The organism is Desulfosporosinus hippei DSM 8344 (assembly GCF_900100785.1).
Lineage (GTDB): Bacteria > Bacillota > Desulfitobacteriia > Desulfitobacteriales > Desulfitobacteriaceae > Desulfosporosinus > Desulfosporosinus hippei.
In genome coordinates, this window is record NZ_FNCP01000002.1 from 137,213 (window position 1) to 159,659 (window position 22,447).

The 22,447-nt window shown below is 42.1% G+C and carries 22 protein-coding genes; 11 read left to right on the forward strand and 11 right to left on the reverse strand.

Going from position 1 to position 22,447, the window contains the following annotated elements; translation table 11 throughout:
• The first annotated feature begins 232 nt into the window (after positions 1-232).
• The 8 genes from BLS16_RS02570 (at position 233) to BLS16_RS02605 (ending at position 6,682) form a co-directional block, all read left to right on the forward strand.
• Complete coding sequence (locus tag BLS16_RS02570) at positions 233-811, forward strand: RsbRD N-terminal domain-containing protein (RefSeq protein WP_092329450.1); 579 nt, start codon at positions 233-235, stop codon at positions 809-811.
• Positions 812-932: 121 nt separating this feature from the next.
• On the forward strand, positions 933-1,589 hold the full coding sequence (locus BLS16_RS02575; protein WP_345788507.1) for a Crp/Fnr family transcriptional regulator: 657 nt from the start codon (positions 933-935) through the stop codon (positions 1,587-1,589).
• A 239-nt stretch (positions 1,590-1,828) separates the two neighbouring features.
• The gene (locus BLS16_RS02580; protein ID WP_092329455.1) at positions 1,829-3,322 is read left to right on the forward strand and encodes an SLC13 family permease; all 1,494 of its coding nucleotides are present in this window, start codon (positions 1,829-1,831) and stop codon (positions 3,320-3,322) included.
• Positions 3,323-3,343: 21 nt separating this feature from the next.
• Positions 3,344-5,104: an adenylyl-sulfate reductase subunit alpha gene (locus tag BLS16_RS02585; protein ID WP_092329458.1), complete on the forward strand. Its 1,761-nt coding sequence runs from the start codon at positions 3,344-3,346 to the stop codon at positions 5,102-5,104.
• Positions 5,105-5,121: 17 nt separating this feature from the next.
• Positions 5,122-5,427, forward strand: coding sequence for a 4Fe-4S dicluster domain-containing protein (locus BLS16_RS02590; protein ID WP_092329460.1), 306 nt, complete (start codon positions 5,122-5,124; stop codon positions 5,425-5,427).
• Between the two features lie 238 nt (positions 5,428-5,665).
• Entirely contained in the window at positions 5,666-6,082 is a 417-nt protein-coding gene (locus BLS16_RS02595) for a hypothetical protein (protein ID WP_092329463.1), read from the forward strand.
• 15 nt (positions 6,083-6,097) lie between these two features.
• Positions 6,098-6,322, forward strand: coding sequence for an SHOCT domain-containing protein (locus tag BLS16_RS02600; protein WP_092329465.1), 225 nt, complete (start codon positions 6,098-6,100; stop codon positions 6,320-6,322).
• A gap of 75 nt (positions 6,323-6,397) precedes the next feature.
• Positions 6,398-6,682, forward strand: coding sequence for an SHOCT domain-containing protein (locus tag BLS16_RS02605; RefSeq protein ID WP_014901588.1), 285 nt, complete (start codon positions 6,398-6,400; stop codon positions 6,680-6,682).
• A gap of 43 nt (positions 6,683-6,725) precedes the next feature.
• Here BLS16_RS02605 and BLS16_RS02610 read toward each other — a convergent pair whose 3' ends face one another.
• From BLS16_RS02610 to BLS16_RS02645, 8 genes are all read right to left on the reverse strand, one after another.
• Positions 6,726-8,117: a sensor histidine kinase gene (locus BLS16_RS02610; protein ID WP_092329468.1), complete on the reverse strand. Its 1,392-nt coding sequence runs from the start codon at positions 8,115-8,117 to the stop codon at positions 6,726-6,728.
• A gap of 1 nt (position 8,118) precedes the next feature.
• Positions 8,119-8,811 (reverse strand): response regulator transcription factor, encoded by a 693-nt coding sequence (locus BLS16_RS02615; protein WP_092329471.1) that lies wholly within the window; start codon positions 8,809-8,811, stop codon positions 8,119-8,121.
• Positions 8,812-8,869: 58 nt separating this feature from the next.
• A complete protein-coding gene (locus tag BLS16_RS02620; RefSeq protein WP_092329473.1) occupies positions 8,870-10,006 on the reverse strand; it encodes an ABC transporter permease in 1,137 nt (378 codons plus the stop codon).
• Positions 10,007-10,102: 96 nt separating this feature from the next.
• Positions 10,103-11,266, reverse strand: coding sequence for an ABC transporter permease (locus tag BLS16_RS02625; protein ID WP_092329476.1), 1,164 nt, complete (start codon positions 11,264-11,266; stop codon positions 10,103-10,105).
• 20 nt (positions 11,267-11,286) lie between these two features.
• Positions 11,287-11,961: an ABC transporter ATP-binding protein gene (locus BLS16_RS02630; RefSeq protein ID WP_092329478.1), complete on the reverse strand. Its 675-nt coding sequence runs from the start codon at positions 11,959-11,961 to the stop codon at positions 11,287-11,289.
• A gap of 290 nt (positions 11,962-12,251) precedes the next feature.
• Entirely contained in the window at positions 12,252-12,836 is a 585-nt protein-coding gene (locus tag BLS16_RS02635; protein WP_092329481.1) for a DUF2318 domain-containing protein, read from the reverse strand.
• A gap of 13 nt (positions 12,837-12,849) precedes the next feature.
• Positions 12,850-14,217, reverse strand: a complete 1,368-nt coding sequence (locus BLS16_RS02640; protein ID WP_092329483.1) for a 4Fe-4S binding protein — start codon at positions 14,215-14,217, stop codon at positions 12,850-12,852.
• A 4-nt stretch (positions 14,218-14,221) separates the two neighbouring features.
• Positions 14,222-14,872: a COG1361 family protein gene (locus BLS16_RS02645; protein WP_092329486.1), complete on the reverse strand. Its 651-nt coding sequence runs from the start codon at positions 14,870-14,872 to the stop codon at positions 14,222-14,224.
• A 325-nt stretch (positions 14,873-15,197) separates the two neighbouring features.
• Here BLS16_RS02645 and BLS16_RS02650 point away from each other — a divergent pair, with 325 nt between their 5' ends.
• Positions 15,198-16,553, forward strand: coding sequence for a sigma-54-dependent transcriptional regulator (locus BLS16_RS02650; protein ID WP_092329488.1), 1,356 nt, complete (start codon positions 15,198-15,200; stop codon positions 16,551-16,553).
• Between the two features lie 11 nt (positions 16,554-16,564).
• Positions 16,565-17,692: a two-component system sensor histidine kinase NtrB gene (locus BLS16_RS02655; protein ID WP_092329491.1), complete on the forward strand. Its 1,128-nt coding sequence runs from the start codon at positions 16,565-16,567 to the stop codon at positions 17,690-17,692.
• A gap of 178 nt (positions 17,693-17,870) precedes the next feature.
• Here BLS16_RS02655 and BLS16_RS02660 read toward each other — a convergent pair whose 3' ends face one another.
• The 3 genes from BLS16_RS02660 to BLS16_RS02670 form a co-directional block, all read right to left on the reverse strand.
• Positions 17,871-18,140 carry a hypothetical protein gene (locus tag BLS16_RS02660; RefSeq protein ID WP_092329492.1) on the reverse strand — a complete coding sequence of 90 codons (270 nt, stop codon included), beginning with the start codon at positions 18,138-18,140 and terminating at the stop codon, positions 17,871-17,873.
• A gap of 121 nt (positions 18,141-18,261) precedes the next feature.
• Entirely contained in the window at positions 18,262-19,146 is an 885-nt protein-coding gene (locus tag BLS16_RS02665) for a DMT family transporter (RefSeq protein ID WP_242876164.1), read from the reverse strand.
• Between the two features lie 309 nt (positions 19,147-19,455).
• Positions 19,456-20,361 carry a LysR family transcriptional regulator gene (locus tag BLS16_RS02670; protein WP_092329495.1) on the reverse strand — a complete coding sequence of 302 codons (906 nt, stop codon included), beginning with the start codon at positions 20,359-20,361 and terminating at the stop codon, positions 19,456-19,458.
• A gap of 465 nt (positions 20,362-20,826) precedes the next feature.
• Here BLS16_RS02670 and BLS16_RS02675 point away from each other — a divergent pair, with 465 nt between their 5' ends.
• The gene (locus BLS16_RS02675; protein WP_092329497.1) at positions 20,827-22,392 is read left to right on the forward strand and encodes a BCCT family transporter; all 1,566 of its coding nucleotides are present in this window, start codon (positions 20,827-20,829) and stop codon (positions 22,390-22,392) included.
• Positions 22,393-22,447: the final 55 nt, after the last annotated feature.

Genomic DNA, 22,447 nt, shown 5'->3' on the forward strand with positions numbered 1-22,447 from the left:
ATCGTCCTCCAGATTATTGGTCTATTTTGTTTTGATTATTCTTTGCTGCTTGTTTTTTTTTATACTTCAAGGGTTCTTATATTTCTAGCAAATCTCGGTTTGCAAATATGATTACATAATTATACTAAATCCACAAATAATATCCTAAGGCCTTAATTAGATCGGGGAATCAAAAAGGTATAAAGGGGCACGGGAATAAAGCTGCATGTTTTCAAATAAGGAGCGTAAATAAATGGATATGATGATAAAAGACCTCATTGAAGAAAAGAAACCAGCTATCTTGCAGCAGTGGTTTGATGCAATCATGGCGACATATCCCACAGATACCTCGGGCTTTTTGAAGGATCAGAAAGATAGGTTTAGAAATCCGGTTGGACATACGTTTACTGAGGGAATGGACAAAATTCTGGAAGCATTAATTGCCGGAGAGGGACTCGAGGAGGAGCTGCCCTTCATTGATGATATAATAAGAGTTAGGGCTATCCAAGATTTCACCCCGGCCAAAGCCTTGAGCTTTGTTTTTTCTCTTAAAGGAGTGGTTCGTAAAGAACTAGAACAGGATATAAAAAAGCATCAAATATATGGTGAGCTCATGAAGTTTGAAACAGAAATTGATAGGCTTGCTCTTAATGCTTTCAATATCTATGTAAGATGCAGGGAACAGCTTTACGAACTTAGGACCGATGAACTAAAAAGGATGACATTTACTCTGCTTAAGAAGGCAAATTTAATGTCTGAGCTCCCCATGGAAGAATTCGGAGATAGTCCCCCTATCAACCCTAATAATGTTTCCGACAAGACAAAAGAGTAATAGCCACAAATGAGAAAGAACTTTATTAGCTGGCGGTTAAAAATGATATAATGGGTAAGAGATTTAAAGTCGGAAATATTCCGGCTTTTTCAATATTAATTGTCAACGTAAGAGGGGGAAGATGATGTTTGAGATAGACGAAGAAGAACTGGAGTATTTAAATCAAATAGCTTCAGAAATCAAATATCCCAAAGGGCAGATAATTTTTTCCACCAGCCAAAAAGCCAACGAAGTTTATTATATTAAATCTGGTTTAGTGAAGATATATCGCACCACCTCGGACGGTCGTCAGGTGTCTGTGGCACTTCGTTATCCCGGGGACTTCATTGGTCTGGCTGAAGTACTTAGCAATATCAGTGAGAGAGAATATAGTGCTGAAGCCATGGACAATGTCGCTATTCAGATTATATGGAAAGATGGTTTTAAAAAGATGATGGCCGAGATGCCAATATTTTCCGAGAAAATAGTCAGATTGATGAGTGATAGGTTGAGGGAAGCTCAAAATACTATTTATGATTTTATCATGAACCCCATCCAAGGGAGGCTGGCGATCTTTTTGTTAGCTATGGCTGAACGTTCCGGGGATAAAGGTGCAGACGGTATTATACGTGTGCACTTGAGGGTTACTCAGGAAGAACTGGCCTGTGTGATAGGTTCAGCACGACAAACAATTTCCTCCCTGCTCAACTTGTTTAAGGAAGATGGAAGCATCCAATATGAAGGTAGAGAGATTGTTGGTGTAAATCCCAATAAGCTAAAAACCTGGATTCAAGAATAGTAAAATAGCCCATTAGAAAGAATGTAATCCAGCCGACAAAATAAAGGTCGCTCGAACGACCTTTATTTTGTCGGCTGGATTTCTTTGTCGTTAAAATGACACAAAAATGTCTTAAGTCTGGTTTTAACAATCAATTTGTGTTGTTAAAATCTTCACATACACAAGAATAGGACGGAGGGGTGACTTAACTGTTCAAAGAGCGATTGTCTATTTAACATATGAAGAAATGGGGGGTACCAATGTCGGATCATGTTTTACAGCCCAAAACACAGAATTCAGGTACTAAGGTGATTTCGAATAAAACGGGCAAAAGTAAGAATGCCTTACTGGGTTTCATTATTTCTTGGTTAGTTTTTGCCGCAATTCTACTATTCATTCCAACTTCTGAGAGTCTTACAGTAGGCGGCCGGGCAGCCTTGGCTGTGATGGGCTGGGCCACAGTCATCTGGTTGAGTGATGGATTGCCTTTAGCAGTTTCAGGACTGATGATTCCGGTCTTATTATCGCTAACTGGTGCAGCTAAGAAACTCCCAGATGCCTTTAGTGGCTTTACCAGTAATGTTACGTTCTTGATTCTTGGTTGTTTTATTTTAGCTGCTGTTATGCAGACCACTGGCTTAGACAAGAGGATTGCTCTCAGTATAGTTTCCAGGGTTAAACCCACAGTTGGGAGTGTTCTAAAAGGTATAATTGGAGCTCACTTAGTAACTGCTGTACTGGTTCCGGCCACGAATGCCAGGGGAGCACTCTTCCTGCCGATTATTCAAGGTTTAAACAGTCTGTTTGATAAAAATGGCGAAGGTGCCAGAGCACGTAAGGTCTTTACAATGGTGGGTATCGGCTTCGCCTCATTGGCAAGCGGAACTATTCTGATGCATAGCCATATGTCCAATGTTATTGTAGCTCAAACTATCAATCAGGCAATGGAAAAAGACGTGATCAATTGGGGAACCTGGGGTTGGATGAATTGGCCATTACTTGGCATTTTGGTAATCATGTATTACTGGGTCAATTGGATTATGAAAACTAAAAATATTGAAGTTCCCGGGGGTATCACAGAAATCAGCCGTCAAAAAGAAGCCATGGGTAAAATGACTAGTACAGAGTGGATTGTTTTGGTCACCTTTGGAATTGCAATCTCTTTATGGGCAACTGAACAAATACACGGTTACCAAATGGCCTTGGTTGCTCTGATAGCCGTGATGGTACTATTCATTCCGGGGCTTGCTGACTTTTCCTGGAAAAAGGTGCAATCTAACACGATCTTTGGTACTTGGTTGTTGCTCTGCGGTTCCCTGTCCTTGGTATCCGCTTTTGAAAAAACAGGTGTAGACAAATGGATTGCTTCTCACTTGGTTGGTTTAGCACCAGCTTGGGGTTGGATTGGGGTTAGCATTTTTATCTGTGTTGTAGTACAAATCAGCCGCTTGGGTATTGTAAGCAATGTTGCAGCTGTAACTCTGCTGGCGCCCATTGTTGCAGCAATGGCTCCTATGCTTGAGCTGAATACGGTAGCCTTTACTATGATGGTATTGAATGTAGATAGTTACGCGTTTGTATTGCCTATCTCGGTAACAGCCTGTCTCATCGCCTATGGAACTGAGGAATTTACCTTTGGTGAATTCGTTAAAGTTGGTGCACCCTTAACATTAATGGTAATTCTCTATATGGTCTTTATCATGGTGCCCTGGTATGCCTTCACTGGTTACCCTATCTGGGTGCCCACTCCATAACTTTTAAAGGAGGAAAATATGATGTCAAGAGCAAAAATGCCCAGTTCCCTTGAGAAAATTGAAGAGGTTCGCATTGATACCGATATTCTGATTATCGGAGCGGGAAATGCCGGTTGTTTCGCTGCTATTGAGGCTAAGCGCCTCAACCCTGATTTGCAAGTAACTTTAATGGAGAAAGCCCACATTGATCGCAGTGGTTGCCTAGCTGGTGGTATGGATGCGATTAATACCTACATTAAAAAGGATCGTACCATCGAAGATTTCGTGCGCTGGAGTCGTTCTCAGGCGGGCGGCCTGCTCCGGGAAGATTTGACGATTTCCATGGCAGAGGTTTTAAACAAGCCCATCGAAGAATGGGAAGAGTGGGGTATGCCCATTAAGTATGAAGCAGACGGGGATGAATACAAAACTAGAGGTAAATGGGATATCACGATCAGTGGTTCTGAGATGAAAGTTATTTTAGCCGAAAAAACCCGTGAAACGGGTTGCGAAATTATTAACAGAGTGGTAGCAACCAATTACCTAATGGAGGGTAATAAAGTAATCGGTGCTATTGGTTTTGGGGTAAGGGACGGTAAAGTGTATATCATACGAGCCAAGGCAACCATTATAGCAACAGGTGGTGCGGCAGGTTTGTATAAGCCTTATCAAAACGACGGCAACGACAGTCACCATCAGCTCTGGTATGCTCCATTTAATGTAGGTACTGGTTTTGCCATCGGTATTCGTCAGGGTGCCGAAATGACCACTTTTGAGATGCGCTGGTGCGCCACTCGTACTAAAGATTTTAATGGCCCTATCGATACTATCTCAGTGGGATATAAAACCCCAATGATTAATTGCAAGGGAGAGCAAATACTGAAAACCCGGTATGCCCATCTGGGCGGGGATGCAGCTCCCCGTTATATTCGGGCTAACCTGCCGATGGATGAGTGGCGCGAAGGTCGTGGTCCCTGCTATGTAGATACTACCCACATGACTCCCGAGCAAATCCATGATATGAAATACGATTATCTAAACGAGCGTCCCAGTTATGTCTTATTCCTGGCCAGCCGAGCTCAAGATTTAAATAAGGAACCCATCGAAATTTATGGGTCTGACCCCTATATTGTGGGTGGACACACAGCCAGCGGATACTGGGTCGATGTAAAAAGAGCAACAACTTTGCCCGGATTGTATGCTTGTGGTGATGTGGCAGGTGGAACACCCAACAAATTTGTGGGTGGTTGTGCTGCTGAGGGAATCTTATCCGCCCGAGCTGCCGTTGAATATGTAGCCGGTATCGAACAGGGGATCATAAATGAGGAACAAATTCTCATAGAGAAGGAGCGAATTTTTGCTCCCGGTTTACGGCATATTTCCGTGGGGGATGGAGTTAAGCCTCGAGAAATGGAAGAGAGACTACAGCGCCTGATGGATGAATATGCTGGAGGCGTGCATCAATTTTTTAGAATGAATAAGGAAGGTTTGGAATATGCTCTGCGCAATCTCAAGATTTTGAAGGATCAGGTCAAATATCTGATTGCCTCAGATCTTCATGAGTTGATGGATGCTCATGAAGTTATTGACAGATTAGACGTAGCTCAGGTTTTGGTACACCACCTAATGTTCCGTGAAGAGACCAGATGGCCAGGGTGGCAGTCCCGAGCAGATTTTCCGGAAAAGAATGACCAAAAATATGATTGCTTTGTAAACTCTCGTTATAATCCTGAAACCAAAGAAGTGGAAATGTTTACTCGCCCCTATGAACAAATTATCTCGGGTGATCGTTTAAAAGCTTAAGATAGGAGGGTGAAGAGATGCCGCCAGTAGTTTATCAAGATAAATGTCAAGGATGCGGAAAATGTGAAGAGATCTGTCCGGGGGATTTAATGGAACTAAATGAGGACAAGAAGGCTTTTTGTCGGGCAAAAAGGGATTGCTGGGATTGCATGGCCTGTATAAAAGCCTGCCGATTCGAAGCGCTTGAAACGCGGATCCCCTATCAATTAGGGTACTATCCAGCTAGGCTTATTCCTAAGGTTAGGGAAAAGGAAATTGAGTGGACTTGCATCGATATTAATGGCAAGGTAGATAAATTTTTGGTAAAAACCCACAATAAATAACCCATAACAGAACGACGTCAAATATAACAAATATCTAGCATGACTTAATAATCCTTGGAGGCCAAAAAACTGGCATCTCCAAGGATTATTTTTTTGGGATATTTAAATTATTAATCGGGTTCCCTTATTCATGAGAAATTCACAACTTTTTCATGAGTAAATCGTATCAGAGAGTTAGACTAAGGACATAGAAGAACGGAGCAAACACAAATCAGAATTGATTGAGGAGGAATTTTCCATGAAAAGAATCAGTACAAGAATTACAGCAATACTAGGAACAACAGCCTTAGCCCTAGGGCTCTTGACCTTGCCGGCCTTAGCTGAAACAGCTAACCAACCGGAAAACTCATGGTTTGGAAAAATGCATGGATATATGCAGAAAACTTTTTCATCTGAACAACACCAAACGCTGATGAATTCCCCGGAAATGCAAAATCTTCATAATTCAGAGGGCATGCAGAGTGCAATGCAAACTGGAGATATTGAGAAAATGGAAGAGCTTATGAATTCAGATCCAACAGCTAGAGCTCATATGGGGGAGAATTTAGATAGAATGAATGAGATTATGAACAATTATGGAGCAAGCATGATGAATAGCCAAAGGGCAATGGGAGGCTCTTATGGTTCGATGATGAATGGGAGTGCACATAATTAAAGGGGGCGAACTTAAATGATGATGCTCGGTTTCATTCTGTTAGTTGTTATTTTGTATTGTTGGAACAGTTCAGCGAATTCCCGAGGTTCAAGCTGCATTGACCATCAATTTGGTTTGAATACTTCGCTGGAAATATTAAATGAACGATATGCCCGGGGTGAAATCCAACGAGAGGATTACCTTGCAAGGAAACAAGAGCTCTATATACAAAAGCAGCCCATATCCATAAAAAAGGGTTAAATAATGTTTGTACTCTATCCACAAAGGGAATATCTAAAAGTAATTTTCTAAAAAAAGTCTGAAGGAGGAATTAGTATGATGGGCGGTTGGGGTAATATGATGGGTGGCTGGGGACATGGTGGTTACGGAAGCGGGGGCTATGGAATGATGGGTATGGCCGGTATGGGATTGCACTTTATCTTTTGGGTTGGGATAATTATCCTAGGAATCTATCTATTTCGTCGTCGCAATGCCTTACAGGGGTATAACCTTGCAATTGGGAAGCCTACTGCGATAGACATCCTTCGTGAACGGTATGCCCGTGGGGAGATTGATTCTGAAGAGTTTCAAAGTAGAAAACGTGATTTAGAGGCTAAATGAATTTGAAGAGGAAATGAGTTCAAAGACAAACAGTGGCTGGGAATTACTCCTCAGCCACTGTTAGTTTTTTTGGAAGTTTAATAATGAATTCCGTTGAACAGCCGATTTTACTCTGAACAGCTATCGTTCCATGATGAAGCTGAGTGATCTGCCGAACCAACGCTAGCCCGATACCCGTCCCTCCTGTTTCGCGGGTTCTGGATTTATCCCCACGATAAAAGCGTTCGAAGATTAAGGGAAGATCCTCTTCCGAAATGCCCATACCTGTATTGCTGATTTTGATTTCTACAGAGTCTAAAGTCTGAGTAAGAGTAAGGTCTATTTGTCCACCCGGGTCTGAATATCTGTAGGCATTGTGAATTATATTGTAGAAGAGCCTGGTAAGAAGGCGCTCATCACCTAATATCCCTAAGCTTTCATTTGGAGGCTGCCAATTGAGAGCTAATTTCTTTTCCCGGATAAGGGGATAAAGGCCATAAATTATTTTCTGAATAAGGTGATTTAGATCTACAGATTTCAGATTGAGATGTATTCCACCTATCTCAGCAACATTTAAATCTTTAAGATCACTTGACAAGTCAACAAGCCGGTTAATTTCCTCATGAATAGAACATAAGTTTTCCTGATCAGCGAGCAGGACTCCATCTTGAAAGGCTTCAATATAACTTTTAATTGAGGTTAAAGGAGTTCGCAATTCATGAGCAATATCTGCTGTAAATTGCTTGCGCAGGGTCTCTTGACGATCTAAATTATCGGCCATTGAATTAAATGCTTTAGCCAGTTGTCCTACCTCGTCCCGGGAGCTGACTGAAACCCGTTCACTTAGGTAACCATGGCCAATGCGGTCTGCGGCTTTAATTAACCGTTTGAGGGGAGCGACGAGTTGACGACTTGTAAAGTAACTAAGGAGAATGCCAAAGAGCAGAGCTAATCCTCCAGCGAAAAGCAATGAACGAAAGACTGCGGATTGGAATTGGACATCTTGAGAATTAAGAATTTGGGCTGTTGCTGGGTAGCGTACCTCAGCAGTGGCTAATGTCCCCAAAGGTCCTGACACTGTTAGGGTCATTGTTTTCCACCGCATAGTGGAAGAGGTGGACATATGCATTTCCATGCCCATTCCCCTTTGGCCGTGCATCATAGTTTCCATGGGGTTGTTTAAGGTGGCAATTAATTTGCCATTGGGATCAGTCAGAGTAACAACGGCACCTGTCGGGAGAGAATGACTTAATTCAGACAGAGCCGTTGAGTCCCATAAGCCTTTAGCTTGATACAGTTCGCTTAGGCGAGTGGGCAATTGTTCTAAAGCGGCTTCATTTAACTGTGTTAAGTAATCGCTAAACTGTTGTTTAAAGACGTAATTTACTGAAATAATGCTGAATGCTAAGGTAATAAGCGCAACGATGAGAGTGGAAAGAAACAATTTGGTACGCATTCTATTCCCTCGCATTCGGATTGAATTTATAGCCGATGCCATATACAGTGAGAACTATTTGGGGGTTACTCGGAGTGGTTTCGATCTTTTGACGAATTTTCTTAATATGGGCATCGATGACCCGGTCATCCCCCCCAAAGTCATGCCCTTGAACAATTTCGACCAACTGACCTCGAGATAATACCCGGCCGGGATGCTTGGCTAAGGCACCCAGAATTTTAAATTCAGTAGGAGTTAAAGAGATTTCTTGATCATCCAACCTGACCTCATACTGTAGGTTATTAATGGTTAGACCATTGTCATAAGAAATTATGTCTGCCAGAGGAGCAGTTTCATTACTGGAACGGCGTAATACAGCTCGTACACGGGCCACCACTTCCCGAGGGCTGAAAGGTTTCGTAATATAATCATCTGCCCCCATACTTAGTCCTTGGATACGGTCTTCTTCTTCAACTTTTGCTGTGAGCATAATGATTGGTACGGAAGATATTTTTCGAATTTCCCGGCAAATTTCTGTTCCGGACATGCCGGGCAGCATTAAATCCAGAAGGAGCAAGTCAAAAGGATTTTCTTTAAACATCGTCAGTGCGACAAGGCCATTAATAGCAGTGCTGACTTGGTACCCTTCTTGTTGGAGGTAGGCTTTGAGCACAGTTGTTATTTTTTTCTCATCATCAACTAGTAAAATCCTCATTGCTGACTGACTCCTTTTGCGAAATTGGGTTAGACAGATTTATCGCTAAGATGAACTTTTAAATCGAAGATAACGCTTCTACAGGGTCGATATTAATGGCCAGCCAAGCTGGGAAAAGAATTGAAACTATTCCTATTATGACAGAAGCGCCGATTGCGGTCAAAGCAATGAAAGGATGGAAGGCAAAACTCATAGATTTTTGTAAAACCATGGGGGCAATCAGAGCAGAGGTCAAGATTCCGAGAAGATATCCAATAATTCCTCCGGCAAGACTTATCAAAAGTATTTCACGAATAAAAATGGCCAAGATGTGTTGACGCCGGAAACCGATAGCTCGAAAGATACCAATTTCAGTAATACGATCGTTGATATTACCAGTAGTAGTAGCGAATATAATCAAAATAGCGATAAGCCCTAATATGAGAGAACTAAGCAAGGAAAAGCTTGTAAACCGATCAATATTTTCTTGGGTTCCCTGGACTAACTGAGAGATTTCTGAAACCTTAGCCTCCGGGAGAACTTTACTTAGGAGAGCAGCAGTATTAGCCGGTTGAGCAGTATTGAGTTCGATCATAGACCAAGAATCGATTCCGGTAATCCATCGAGCGGTACTGAAATCGGTGAATACTCCATTGTCTTCTGAGCCGCCTGTTGACTGCATGATCCCCACAATGGAATAGATCTGACGGTTGAGTTCCAGAGTATCCCCGATTGCTAAGTGTTCTTGTTTAGCCAGACCATAGCCAATAAGAACTTCCTGCTCACTGGGAAATCGGCCATCAATATGCCACCAGGGTTTCATTTTTACTTCACTGGGAAAATCAACACCAATAATTAGATAGCGATTCTTAGTGCTGGAGGCCGAGCCAATAATTTTGGGGGCAATGCTATTTAACATTAGGTCAGGATAACTTTTTAATAGGGTTAAGGTTTCGGCGCTTAAATGCTTAACTTCGTAATTAACTCCGGGAACCGAGAGCCCTCCGTAGCTAAGGGTAAATTGTTCAGACTTGGGAGTTATAACGACGTTGGCACCATATTGAGTCAAGCTTTTTTGTAAATCCGCTTGCATGTTCTTAGCTAATGAATTCAATGTAACAGAAATAGCCACTACTAAAATAAACGTAAGCAGTAAGAAAAGAGTTTTTCCCTTCCGACGGCGTAAATTTTGGATCGCAATATCTGTTAAAGTCATGGTTTCCTCCGAAATTGAAAGTTTATCGAATTAAGAGTGAAGTTTGAATGAGAAATATGCTGAAGTGTGTTAAAAGGACCGTCCCCTTTACACTCTTTACAGATAGCGCAATGATTCAGTTGGGTCAAGCTTGGCAGCTCTCCAAGCGGGGTGCAGGCCGGCGAGCAGACCAATTAGAAGTGAAGAGCAAAGGGTATAGAGCAGTAAATCTGGTTGCCAGGAAATAGGGACTTGAGATTTCATGAGCTCTGCACCAAAATTTACGGCCATGCTCATACCAAGACTATAACCTATTAATCCACCCAGAAAGCTCAAAGAGCCTGCCTCGGTGAGGATGATTTTTATAATATGACGTTTCCTAAAGCCAATTGCTCGAAAGATGCCGATTTCTCTGGTTCGTTCTTCGACAGAAGCTTTCATGGTCATTGTAATTACTAAACTGCTGGCTAGGACAATAATCACAGCGACACTCTGGGCAAAGACGTTAAACTTGTTAAAGGTATCTTCTCGAGATTCTAAGCTGGACATTAAAGCAGTGACCTTAGTGCCAGGCAGTTTATCACTTAATTGTTGAGTAACCTCTTCGATCGGACAGGTATAACATAAGGCAGCTGCTTCAATGAGACTAATCAAATTAGGGCGTTCAGCTAATTTTTGCAGTACTGCTAAATCCATAAATACTGCTTGATCATTCTCGATAGAACCTGTGGGCTGGATAACACCGGCTATTTTAAAGGCCTGCCCCAGGATTGTTATAGTTTGATTCGAGGAAAGCCCGAGAGAAAGGGCCAGATCCCTCCCCAATAACACCTCACCGGAATTTGGAATTTGCTTTTTCTCCAGACCATCTACTTTCCACCATTTCTTCAGCCGCAATTCCTGAGGGAAATCTACGCCTAACAACAAAATATCTCGCCCCTTGAGGTTAGTAGTTACCAAAAGTTTTGGAGCAATGGTTGCCAGGGTCTCTTTATTTTTGATGGTTTGCATAAGGGAGATGTAGGACATATCCAACTCTTTGATTTGTGAGGGGGCTTCCACAGTAATGCCGCCAAAGGTTAATGATTGACCTGTTTCAGGGAGAATGAGGATATTAGAACCAAACTGGTCAAGCTTGTTGGCGATATCTTCTTTCATAGCTTGGGTCGTTGTATAGAGAAAGATTATCGAAGCCACTCCGATAATGACGCTGAGTATTAATAGTGCTGAGCGTGTTTTACGGCGGCGAATATTTTGTAACGCTATGTTAGTAAGACGCATTTCAAGTCCTCCATAATGCTTTAAGGGATTTGAGCCAAAACTCCATCACGGATATAAATAGCGCGGGTGACCCAGGTCAGATTTTCCTCATTATGGGTTACCATAATAATGGTTAAACCATCCTTGTTAAGGGCTTGGAACAATTCTAAGAGTTCTTTTGCTGTTTTTGAGTCCAAACTTCCTGTGGGTTCATCCGCAAAAATAATTGCCGGACGGTTGACAATGGCTCGAGCAATAGCCACTCGGTTTTGTTCCCCGCCGGATAATTGATTGGGGAGACGATGAGATTTAGAGCGGAGACCAACTTTGTCTAAAACAGTTAAGGCCATCTCACGTTGTTCTTTTCCGGGGCGGGAGGTTATGGCCAGCGGGAGCATTACATTCTCTAAGGCAGTCAGGTAAGGAATTAATTGATATTGCTGAAAAACAAATCCGACGTATTCATGACGGAAATCTGCTAATCGTTCCAAGTCTAAAGCATAGACATCAATATCATCGATCTTGAGTGTGCCGGAGGTTGGGGGGGTCAACCCTCCAATAATACTTAATAAAGTACTTTTGCCGGAACCTGAAGGGCCCATCAAAGCTAAAAATTCCCCTTGGTTAATCTCCAGATTGATATTGCTTAAGGCTTCGACGATTTTGTCTCCACCCCCATAGGATTTGCTAACCTCGCACACTTTAATTAAAGACATTTAGGTTTCCTCCTAAGTTGCATCAAGTGATTCTAAGCTTCAGATAGAGTTTGCCTAAAAGGAATACTACTCCATCTGAAGCTTAGAAGAACTTATCCAGGGACGTAGCAGCCGTTATCTCATCCTCACCGCGAAACCCTCACCCGGGTTTCGTCACTGGATGCTTTCGTGCTTATAGAAGATAGAAGATGGGAGTCTTACGGCTGGTAGTCATTGGATAAAGTTAAGTTAACTAGCGTCTCTGGTTAGAGTGAACGCACCCGTAAAACGAGTGCGTTAAGAAAGACTTCTTAAACCCTGGGTTCCCAAGCATCAAGTACTGCTTGAGGGATTTCAAGATTGTCGCCATTTAAAGAGTAAGTGAGTGCTTCGGGGGGATAGTCTTGACAACCACCGCTTAACCCCTTAAGTGTCTGAAGATCCCAGGTAGTCCCACAGACATTGCAAACTATTTGATTTCCTATGATGTGGAAAGTTTCGCCTCTACAGGGTTCGCAAAAGCTGACTGCTACCATCACTTTTCCGTCGGGTTGGACAAAAGCTGTTAAGGGAATCCGTTTTCCGTCTTCTTTATATTCTGTCCAAATAAATTTCTTCTCCTTCACTGCACTGAGGGTGGTAACAATGGCCTTTCCGTTTTCGATTTTGCTTTCTGCTTTCGTCTGCTCAAGTTTTTCGCTAGGGCTATAACTTATTGTTTGTCCAATATCTGCAGCTGCAGTAACTGAAGGATTAGGTTTGTTGCTGTTCGCCACAAAGAAATAGGTTCCTATCATAATAACAACAGTTAAGATACCTACAATAGTGTAAAGCAAGGTATTATTCTTCTGAGGCTGGGTGAATTTTTGTTTTTTTTCGGTAAGGTTGTTATTCATCTCTAGTCCTCCTTTACATTCTCATATCCATTCTAACCACGAAGGTTAGAAAGTTCAGCACACCGAAGATCAAGATGACAACTAAATAGGGCATCGCGACAGATAGAGCTTTCTTAGTTCCATAGTTCTTTTTGGCAATCCTATAGGCAGTATATAGAGATCCAAATGTTCCAGAAATAACCAGGGTGTATTGCATGATTTGGATCGTTGGGTCGGAAACAAAGGAAGTTGGTCCCTCAATGTGTTTTCCGAAAAGGCCCATGAAGGTGTAGTAAATGGATTTCCCTTCTGCCAGAAGGTGGAACAAATTGTGGGCCATATGGGCGGCCAGATCAAGCGGAATGACTGCGTAGCCAAAGCGAGCGAAGGCAGTCCGCAGTGTTTCGCCAGTGAATCGCTGGGATATTGCAGTTGCTAAAAATAATAATAGTACCGGAGTCGTCATTGCGATGACAAAGAGAATTGTAAAGGCGATATCCCTGTTAGCAATTCCCAGAGAAAGTTCTGCCCACTTCAAGTAGGTCGGGTAAAACTCCAGCATGGTAATATTTTGAACAAAGACAATTCCAACGATAACAATTGCTAAGAAAGATTCTTCGAAACGTGCTCGGGTCATCCCCCAAAACTCGCTGGTTGGCTTGCGGGGGGTTAAGCGAATTGAATCATGGGGGCAGCTTTTAATACAGTTGCCGCAAAGATTACAATTAGCGTTGTTTTCCATAGCCATAGGAAATTCGAACATAGGACAGCCGGCTGCTTTAGAGTTACCTTTGTAACAATCTCTAGTCGTGCAAGTTTTACAGATTTCTTTGTCAGCTCGTAATTCCAGCATGCCGGTACGAGAGTAGTTTCCTGATAAGCTGCCTAGAAAGCATAGATATCGGCACCAGGTACGTCGTTCGAAGAGCATAGCTGTGACCATAACACCGCCAAGGATGAGCAGAAGGAGAGTTCCGGAGCCCCTTGGAGATTCAACAACTCCCCAAATGTGGTCAGACCAAGTGATGAAGATAAAGGTGATATCAATGATCCAGAGACCATATTTTCTTAAAAAGTTTGGAACTTTACGATTAGCTCCCAAAAACCGCTGTGTCAAATCACTCACCCAGGCAAAGGGGCAGACGGCACACCAGAAGCGGCCAAATAGAAAGAAGAAGAGAGGCAGGAGAGGCCACCAGAGAACCCAAGTTGCGGCAGTGCCGAAGTTATCGTGGGCATTGGTAGGCCCTGCTAGGGTTTCTACCATAATAACTGCGAAAATAATCACAGCCAGCCATTGAAAAATTCCGGGATACAGTGAACTTTGCAAAAATCTTTTTAGCGGTTTAAACTTAAGAAAGTTTTTAGTTTGAGAGGAGTTAGGTTGTGTTTTTTGACTCATTATATTACTGAACCTCCTTGACAGTAGACTGCTTTCGTTTGAGGAATTGGGCAATAATACCTGCTAGTACTACTATACCTCCAACACTTCCGATGAGGAGCCAGTTAGGACCGGTTTTGGAAACAGTAAGTGGCACCGTAAGGGTGGTTTCCCCATGAGTAGGAGAGCTGATCTGAATGTCCTGGCTCCATTCCCCTTGTTTTGTTGGTGTGAGAGTAACCGCATACATTCCGGGTTCCATGTTGTCAAGGGTTGCTTGTCCTTTGATAGTAGTGTCAGAGTCCATACTCATTCCAGACATGTTGCTGTGTGAACCACTGTCCATGAGCATCATACTTACATTCACGGAGGCATCCAGAACAGGTTCTTGGGTAGATTGATTTTTTACGGAAATCATAATGGTGACAGGTTTGTTCGGGGTAGGTTTCTCAGGGTCAGTTTGTACACTCACTTCGAACTCTTCATCCTTAGCGACTGTGATTTCTGTTGCTTGGGATTCACCGTGTGCAGCTTCAGAAGAAGAATGGCCTGACATATTTTGATCGGTCATGGTGCTAGTTGGAGCTGATTTGGTGTCGGCCATCATTGGAAGTGCAAATAGTAAGTTTGAAGCTAAAGCCAATAATATAAGTGATGATTTAAAGTTCTTAGTCATGAAGCACACTCCTATAAAGTAGATTTTGATTTAGAATATATGCAAAAGGTGTGCCAAGTTGGCAGGTTCGACATTGTTTTTTTGAAATGGAAATTCTAAATATAATCGTAAAACTCGTTTAGCGAAGGCAAATGAGTAAAAAGGTCTTGTTTTTTGAGAATAAATACTTGTGGCTTGTGATCATATATTGAATATAAGATAGATTCTTTAATGGCTACTGTTCTGAAGTTAAGCAAGAGTTGGTAGTGGAAGACAGGATTAATTAAAAAACTGTGGGATTTCCCACACTGTGATGTTGGAAATCCCACAAATGAGGAGAATTATAATGCGAAGGATTCTAATCGCAGATGATGAAGCGAATATGCGTTGGGTGTTGGAAAGGGCATTAAGTAGGGAAGGCTATGAGGTGGAAGTTGTCGAGGACGGTCAACTTGCCTTAGATAGGGCCGTAGCAGAGCGGCCAAATCTAGTTCTGTTAGACTTGAAAATGCCAAAGGTTGATGGGTTAACGGTTCTAAAGACCTTGAAAGAGCATTACCCAGACTTAATGATAATCATGATGACTGCCCATGGAAGTACTGCAACAGCGGTTGGAGCTATGAAGGCCGGAGCTCATGACTATTTGCTGAAACCTTTTGATATTGATGAGTTACTCATAACCGTTGCTAAAGCTTTTGAAGTAGAAAGTTTACGTGAACAGGTGGATTATTTAAAAGGAGAAGTTCGCAGCGGGGGATGGCAGCTTGTGGGGAATAGTGAAACAATGAATGGGGTCAAACACTTAGTAGAGCGAGTGGCCCTTACACCAGCTACGGTACTAATTCAGGGGGAGTCAGGAACCGGTAAGGAATTGGTTGCCCACGCTATACATACCTTAAGTCCTCGCGTTAATGGACCTTTCATCCGAGTAAACTGCGCTGCTTTGACTGAAACTCTGTTGGAAAGTGAGCTGTTTGGACATGAAAAAGGAGCTTTTACAGGAGCCCACGCTCGCAAGAGCGGACGTTTTGAATTAGCCGATGGAGGGACACTTTTTCTCGATGAGATTGGGGAACTGTCCTTTAATGTCCAAGCAAAACTCTTAAGGGTTTTGCAAGAACGTACTTTCGAGAGGGTCGGTGGAGAGAAGACAATCAAGGTTGACGTGCGGATTATTGCTGCGACAAATCGTGATTTACTGAAAGAGTCTCAAGAAGGACGTTTTCGGGAAGACCTCTACTATCGACTCAGTGTCTTTCCGATTTTTATTCCGCCCTTAAAAGAACGTCGGGAAGACATTCCTTTGCTAGTGAACCACTTTTTAAAGAAACTAAGGACTTACGGGCAAGCAAAAGCTTTTAGCCCCGGAGCTCTTAAGCGGCTTATGGAGTATGACTGGCCGGGTAACGTCCGCGAATTAGAAAACGTGGTGGAACGAATGGTGATTATTTCTCAAGGGCCGGTAATCGAAGATGAGGGGTTGCCCATTTTTAACAACTCACTGAAAGTAAAGGAACCTGATCTCTTTGTTTTGCCTCCCCAGGGGGTTTCGCTAGAACAATTAGAAAAGTCTTTTCTCCAGCAGGCGATGGAACAAACGGGGGGGAACCAAAGTCAGGCTGCCAAGCGGTTGGGCCTTTCTAGGCACGCTTTTCTATACCGCTTAGAAAAATACGGAATAGATCCTCATTGGGGGATTTAGGGGGGAATTCTATGCAAAACCATGAAGCTCCGGAACATAATCGTTCTCGAGCTCTCTTTGATCTCATTATAATTGGGCTTGTAATAGTGATCTTAACCACTATTCATTATACTAACTATCATTATGAAGTGGATTATCATATACTCTTGCAATTTGCCTATTATCTTCCGGTTATTTACGCGGCAATGCGCTTTGGGCCGGCTGGAGGAATTATTTCCAGCTTCATTATAACCTTGCTTTTCATACCTCTGATGACTCATATACAGAGTAGTCTGACACCGGCGGCTAAATATACCCAATGGGTGGAAGTCGGCTTAATTAACGTCATTGGTTGGTTAACAGGCTTTTTGACAGAAGAAGAACGAATAGCAAAGCGTAAATATAAACTCGCCCTAATAGTTCAAAAAGAATTGGTGGAAAAGTTAAAGCGAGAAGGGCAGGAACGGGAACGATTAGAAGGTGAGATCCGGCAAACTGAACGAGTAACAGCACTGGGACATATGAGTGCCGGCTTAGCTCATGAAATTCGTAATCCTTTAGGGATAATGAAAGTGAGTATCCAAATGCTGGCCCAAGAAAAGTGTGGCGATGGAGTGGTTTCGGAGTATTGTCGAATACTTTTAGAAGAATGTGAAAGGCTAAATCGCTTATTAAGCGAGTTCTTGTCCTTTGCCCGCCCTAAAGAACTGGTAAGAGAGAAGATTGCGTTAGAGGAACTTTTAGACGAAGGGATATGCTTGATCCAACCTGCTTTACAGCAAAACTTCATTGAGTTGGAACGAGTGCGTAGTGAGCTGCTGGATCAGAAGGAGGTTGAGGTGGATCCGGATCAGATCAAGCAAGTGATTTTAAACATCTTGCTGAATGCTATTGAAGCCCAGGGAATAGGAGGGGTTATTCATTTGCAGGTCGTTGAGGAAGAAGGATATGTAGGTTTTGCGGTCAGTGATCAGGGACCGGGTATTACCCAGGAGGTCATGCCCTATCTCTATGACCCCTTTTTTACAACTAAGGATAAGGGGACGGGATTAGGGTTATCTGTTGTACACCGTATTCTGGATCAACATGGAGGAAAAGTGACTATTTCAAATCATGATGAACGGGGAGCGCGGGTTGAGGTACTGTTGCCTTTGGTTTAAGTAAATAGATAAAAACGATCCTTTTAGTGCGCTTTTTGTACTATAAGAATCGTTTCCTGGAAAGGCCCGTTTATCGATTGCAAGACACCCACTTATAGAAGTGGGTGTTCCTTATGTAGCTTGGGTGGGAAGAGAGTCCCCCCACCCAAGTCTCGATGTTAAGCTTTGCTGAACGAGTTTAATTGCTGATATATTTCATGCGGCTTGAACCGTAATCTGTGATTTTATAACATTGATTAAGCTGGCCATGGCCATCTGAGGTGACGTTTGTCAGGGCGATAAGGCCGACGGCTTTTAGGGAAAGCAGATAATTGTCGATACTTTTATCATTAACATTTCTATCAAGCGGGTACTCTTTTTTTAACATTTTTGTAATTTCCCGATTTGAGAGACCTTCGTTATGGAAGATCATATCTACTACTCTAAATTTCACAGGTAGCTGTCCCATGGTAAGCCTCCTTATCGATTTCTTAGATTGACGAGATCTTTAGGATTGCCAATAGTAAGGATAGTGCCAAGGCAAATTATTATGACTCCGATAATCAGGTTAGGGGTTAATTGCAAATCATTTAGCAGCCATCCAAAGAAGACTGACCATAAAGCAAAGTAACGTTCAGGCCCATAGCGCGCCCTACTCCTGTCATATTCATTGCTCGATACCAAGACAAAAAGGAGGTAGCGCCTATCATAGCAATAACAGCAATATACCACCCAGCCGGTGTCGTGAAACTATTGAAAAGAATTTGGTAGGTTACTCCTCCTATCAAAGGAAGAATGGCAAAGATATAGACGAAAAAGGATGTGGCTTCCCGTATACCTATTGCTATTTCTGGATCCACTAAATCCATTCCATAAGTTGAGATAACACCTTCAACTGCCCAGCCGATGGCAGCAACCGCAGCTAGTCCTATGCCCAGATAAAAGTAGGGATAGTTTGATCCTTCCGGTGGAACCATTCCAACTACGAATGAGCCAACAATAGCTAAGGTTATCCCACCCCAAACACGAGGTGAAAGTTTTTCTTTGAGAAAGATTGCTCCTAAAATTGCGCCTATGGCTGGGTAAGCAGCAGTGATGGCGGCCGTGTAGGAAGCACCTGCAAAATAAATCCCCAGCAAATTGCCGGACATCCCAATGGGCCCTCCTAGGATAGAGGCTAGCATGATCATCTTAGCTGGGCGGGTTTTTAGGGTTCGTGCGTAATCACGCCATTTCCCTTTAATCACATTATGAATAAATAGCCATAGTGCGGCGAATCCATCGTGGATACAGGCTCCCACTAAAGGTGCAGCAAAGATACTCATATTGTTTGTGAATGGCCCTAAAGCGAGTACCATACCCATTAAAACACCGTTTAAACCCCAACAAGCGCCTGCCAATAAGCCACTTCTGATACCTTTTTTTGCAAAGGCGAGGTCTTTTTCTAGTAATAATGATTGCGTTTGTGCATCCATAGTGCTTTGTATAACTCCTTAAAATAATATTTTTCTAAGGGTAGCCGACTATGAGAAATATTTAACAAGACTTGACATAGAACTAAAGTTTAAATTACTGAATGATCGTATTATAAGATTAGATTTGCCTATAAGTAAAATACATACTGAATATGCCCCCTATAATCAATTAAAGATGACAACCTATTTCATTTATGACAATAAATAGAAAAGTCGAGATAACGAAAATTTATCTCGACTTAAATGTGCTATTTCATTATCTGGACATAAATGTCAGAGAGTAGGGCCTGAGGCTGCAGCTCGCAAGTTTTACTTATACCTTTTGGAGCAGACGGTTTTGATGACCTTAATAAATTCTTTTTCGACTAAGGAGAGATGATGGCGATTCAGCCATATTAAAAGGATAGTAACCTCTAAATGGGCATCACTGAGGGTGATTTTTTTTATCTTATTGGATTTTACGTATTCGTCAGCCATGAACTGAGGGACGAAGGCAATTGTTTTACCTTGAGATAGAATCTTTTCCATCATCTCTAGGTTGTCAACTCGATAAGAGACATTAATATCACCATATCTTTGCAATACACTTGATACGCCACAATCAGTGATGTATTCAGTGTTGTATAAAAGAATAGGCAAAGTGAGGGCGTTCTTAAGAGTCATAGTGGCGGAGTCCATAGTCATCTCACAGTTATTCCCGGAAATGATGACTAACTCATCTGAAAACAATTCTTTGAAGTTAATATCTTTTGACTTGGAAAAAGCATCGGTTTTTAAGATCATCCCAAAATCAGCTTTACCTGATTGAACATCCCGTAGTATATTATTCGACTCTCCGACTTTCAAAATAGTATCCACTTTAGGATGGTCATGTTTAAAGGTTGTCAATATTTCAGGCATTACAGTTATATTTATGCTTGGGTCAACCGCCATTGAAATATTACCATGTAACTCAATTGAATCCCCATGAGCAATGGATTTGATTTCATCCACTTTATTAAGAACGTCCTTAGCTATGACAATAATTTGTTCGCCCATTTCAGTAAGTTGGGCTCCTGCATTAGTCCTTTTTAGCAGAACAACACCTAGTTCGTCCTCCAGTTTACTGATGGCAGAGCTAAGCGCAGGTTGTGAAATGTGGGAACGTTCGGCAGCAAGAGAAATCGATTTAGATTCATGGACAGCAATTAAATAGGATAATTGTTCTAAGCGCATATTTCTAACCATCCTTGAAAGTGTATTTGCTATATTGAAAAAATTGAAGCTATAAACTTAGCATTATATATCATTATACTATGAGTGATTCAATATAACAAAAGAAAGAAAGGCGCAATAAATAACCTTTTATTGGTAGAAGCTATGTATATGGGTATTTTTCTTATTAAAATTCCTAATAGCTCGCCACAATATTAACTATAGGGGGTATAATCACTAAGTATTTTACATGGAAATGCATTTTACCGTATAATCTGCAACATAAGTGATGGAAATCACAATTAAACCACAATTAAAACACAATTATGAAGGGGGAAAGTTAACGGTCTTATTTCGTTTATGAATTTTTATAAGTGGGGTGCCATAATATGACCCCAAGCCCTCGAACAGACTAAATTAAAATTGATTAACGTTTCAATCTAAAAACCCGGTTCCCAGATTAAATCACAAGAAAGGGTGAATAACTTGTCACAAGAGAAGTCAAAAGGTCTATATGCTCGTATTAATCCTGTTGTTTTCTGGGGCAGTGCTATTTTATGTGTTCTGTTATATGCCCCAATGCTTATTTTTGGTACAGAGCTGCAACCCTATGTAGCAGTCATATTAAAAGCTATAACCTATAATATGGACTGGTTATGGTTATTATTTGCTTTGGGTTGTGTTGTGTTTTCACTTTGGTTGGCGTTTGGCAGATATGGCAATGTAAAATTAGGCGGAAAAGATGATAAACCTGAATTCTCAGACTTCAGCTGGATATCGATGATGTTCACAGGCGGTGTTGGAGCAGGTTTAGTTTACTGGACCATGGCTGAGCCTCTGTATTATCTTAAGTTTCCTCCTTACTGGGCTGAACCATTTTCAGCACAAGCTGGGCAATTCGCTCTTGCTTATGGAATATTTCACTGGGGTCTTTCGGCTTGGGCTATCTTTGTCCCAGGGGCCATCGCCTTTGCCTACATGATTTACGTTAGAAAAAAACCCTACTTCTACCCAAGCTATGCTTGCCGGGGATTATTGGGGGATCTGGTAGATGGATGGGTTGGCAAAGCTATCGATATCTTTGTTGTGCTCGGTCTGGTAGGCGGATTAGGAACAACCTTAGGAACAGTTGTACCTATGATGTCGGCAGTTAGCGCCGGTTATCTGGGTATTGAAGATACTATGACGGTAAAAATTGTGGTCACCCTGGTGATTGCAGCAACATTTACCTATAGTGCTTTATCCGGCTTAAATAGCGGAATCAAAAAGTTATCGGAATTAAATAGTTGGTTATGTATGGGATTATTAGCTTTTGTCATGCTTGTTGGCCCAACCCTATTTATGTTATCCCTTTATGTTGACAACCTAGGGGTTTTAGCTACTAACTTTTTACGGATGAGTTTATATACAGATCCCATTACCAAATCCGGTTTTCCTCAAGACTGGACTGTATTTTACTGGGCCTGGTGGGCAGCATGGGCTATGTATTTCGGCTTATTTGTTGCCAGGATTTCCAAGGGGAGAACGATCAAAAACGTTGTTATAAATATGATGGTTGTAACCTCCATCGGCTGTTCACTGTTCTTCTTAGTGTTCGGCGGCTATACAGTAGATCTTCAGATTAATCAAGGGATGGCCCTTGATCAGATTATGAAGGACGCCGGTCCCGCGGGAATGATTTCCGCAGTCTTGCATACCCTACCCTTAACCCAAATTGTGATTCCTTATTTCCTATTTGTAATGCTTATTTTCCAAGCTACTACCATTGATTCCAATGCCTTTATTATTTCCATGATTTCTTGCAAAGAGGTTAGAAATGATCAGGAATCTCCCCTCTGGACGAGACTTTTCTGGTGTGTACTCCTTGCAGTGATCGGGGTGGCTATCATGATGGTGGGCGGATTATCGGTTGTTCAGCTTTCATCCGTTGCCACAAGTATACCCATTATAGCAATTATCGTCATCTTATCGCTGTCCCTACTCAAGTGGCTCAAGGAGGATTTCGGCGCAGAAGATAAAGTGCAAGTTGTCGATTATCCGGAAGAAGACTAATCATAATAGGGCTGTCGCGGTAAGCCCAGCCCAGAAAATAGCAAAAGGCGGCTTC

What these genes read in the sequence shown, in the direction of transcription:
- BLS16_RS02645 (WP_092329486.1), bottom strand. Translation starts at nt 14,872, where the DNA reads ATGACTAAGAACTTTAAATCATCACTTATATTATTGGCTTTAGCTTCA.
- BLS16_RS02660 (WP_092329492.1), bottom strand. Translation starts at nt 18,140, where the DNA reads ATGGGACAGCTACCTGTGAAATTTAGAGTAGTAGATATGATCTTCCAT.
- BLS16_RS02585 (WP_092329458.1), top strand. Translation starts at nt 3,344, where the DNA reads ATGTCAAGAGCAAAAATGCCCAGTTCCCTTGAGAAAATTGAAGAGGTT.
- BLS16_RS02640 (WP_092329483.1), bottom strand. Translation starts at nt 14,217, where the DNA reads ATGAGTCAAAAAACACAACCTAACTCCTCTCAAACTAAAAACTTTCTT.
- BLS16_RS02665 (WP_242876164.1), bottom strand. Translation starts at nt 19,146, where the DNA reads ATGGATGCACAAACGCAATCATTATTACTAGAAAAAGACCTCGCCTTT.
- BLS16_RS02595 (WP_092329463.1), top strand. Translation starts at nt 5,666, where the DNA reads ATGAAAAGAATCAGTACAAGAATTACAGCAATACTAGGAACAACAGCC.
- BLS16_RS02635 (WP_092329481.1), bottom strand. Translation starts at nt 12,836, where the DNA reads ATGAATAACAACCTTACCGAAAAAAAACAAAAATTCACCCAGCCTCAG.
- BLS16_RS02620 (WP_092329473.1), bottom strand. Translation starts at nt 10,006, where the DNA reads ATGACTTTAACAGATATTGCGATCCAAAATTTACGCCGTCGGAAGGGA.
- BLS16_RS02670 (WP_092329495.1), bottom strand. Translation starts at nt 20,361, where the DNA reads ATGCGCTTAGAACAATTATCCTATTTAATTGCTGTCCATGAATCTAAA.
- BLS16_RS02625 (WP_092329476.1), bottom strand. Translation starts at nt 11,266, where the DNA reads ATGCGTCTTACTAACATAGCGTTACAAAATATTCGCCGCCGTAAAACA.
- BLS16_RS02575 (WP_345788507.1), top strand. Translation starts at nt 933, where the DNA reads ATGATGTTTGAGATAGACGAAGAAGAACTGGAGTATTTAAATCAAATA.
- BLS16_RS02570 (WP_092329450.1), top strand. Translation starts at nt 233, where the DNA reads ATGGATATGATGATAAAAGACCTCATTGAAGAAAAGAAACCAGCTATC.
- BLS16_RS02580 (WP_092329455.1), top strand. Translation starts at nt 1,829, where the DNA reads ATGTCGGATCATGTTTTACAGCCCAAAACACAGAATTCAGGTACTAAG.
- BLS16_RS02615 (WP_092329471.1), bottom strand. Translation starts at nt 8,811, where the DNA reads ATGAGGATTTTACTAGTTGATGATGAGAAAAAAATAACAACTGTGCTC.
- BLS16_RS02600 (WP_092329465.1), top strand. Translation starts at nt 6,098, where the DNA reads ATGATGATGCTCGGTTTCATTCTGTTAGTTGTTATTTTGTATTGTTGG.
- BLS16_RS02630 (WP_092329478.1), bottom strand. Translation starts at nt 11,961, where the DNA reads ATGTCTTTAATTAAAGTGTGCGAGGTTAGCAAATCCTATGGGGGTGGA.
- BLS16_RS02590 (WP_092329460.1), top strand. Translation starts at nt 5,122, where the DNA reads ATGCCGCCAGTAGTTTATCAAGATAAATGTCAAGGATGCGGAAAATGT.
- BLS16_RS02610 (WP_092329468.1), bottom strand. Translation starts at nt 8,117, where the DNA reads ATGCGTACCAAATTGTTTCTTTCCACTCTCATCGTTGCGCTTATTACC.
- BLS16_RS02650 (WP_092329488.1), top strand. Translation starts at nt 15,198, where the DNA reads ATGCGAAGGATTCTAATCGCAGATGATGAAGCGAATATGCGTTGGGTG.
- BLS16_RS02655 (WP_092329491.1), top strand. Translation starts at nt 16,565, where the DNA reads ATGCAAAACCATGAAGCTCCGGAACATAATCGTTCTCGAGCTCTCTTT.
- BLS16_RS02605 (WP_014901588.1), top strand. Translation starts at nt 6,398, where the DNA reads ATGATGGGCGGTTGGGGTAATATGATGGGTGGCTGGGGACATGGTGGT.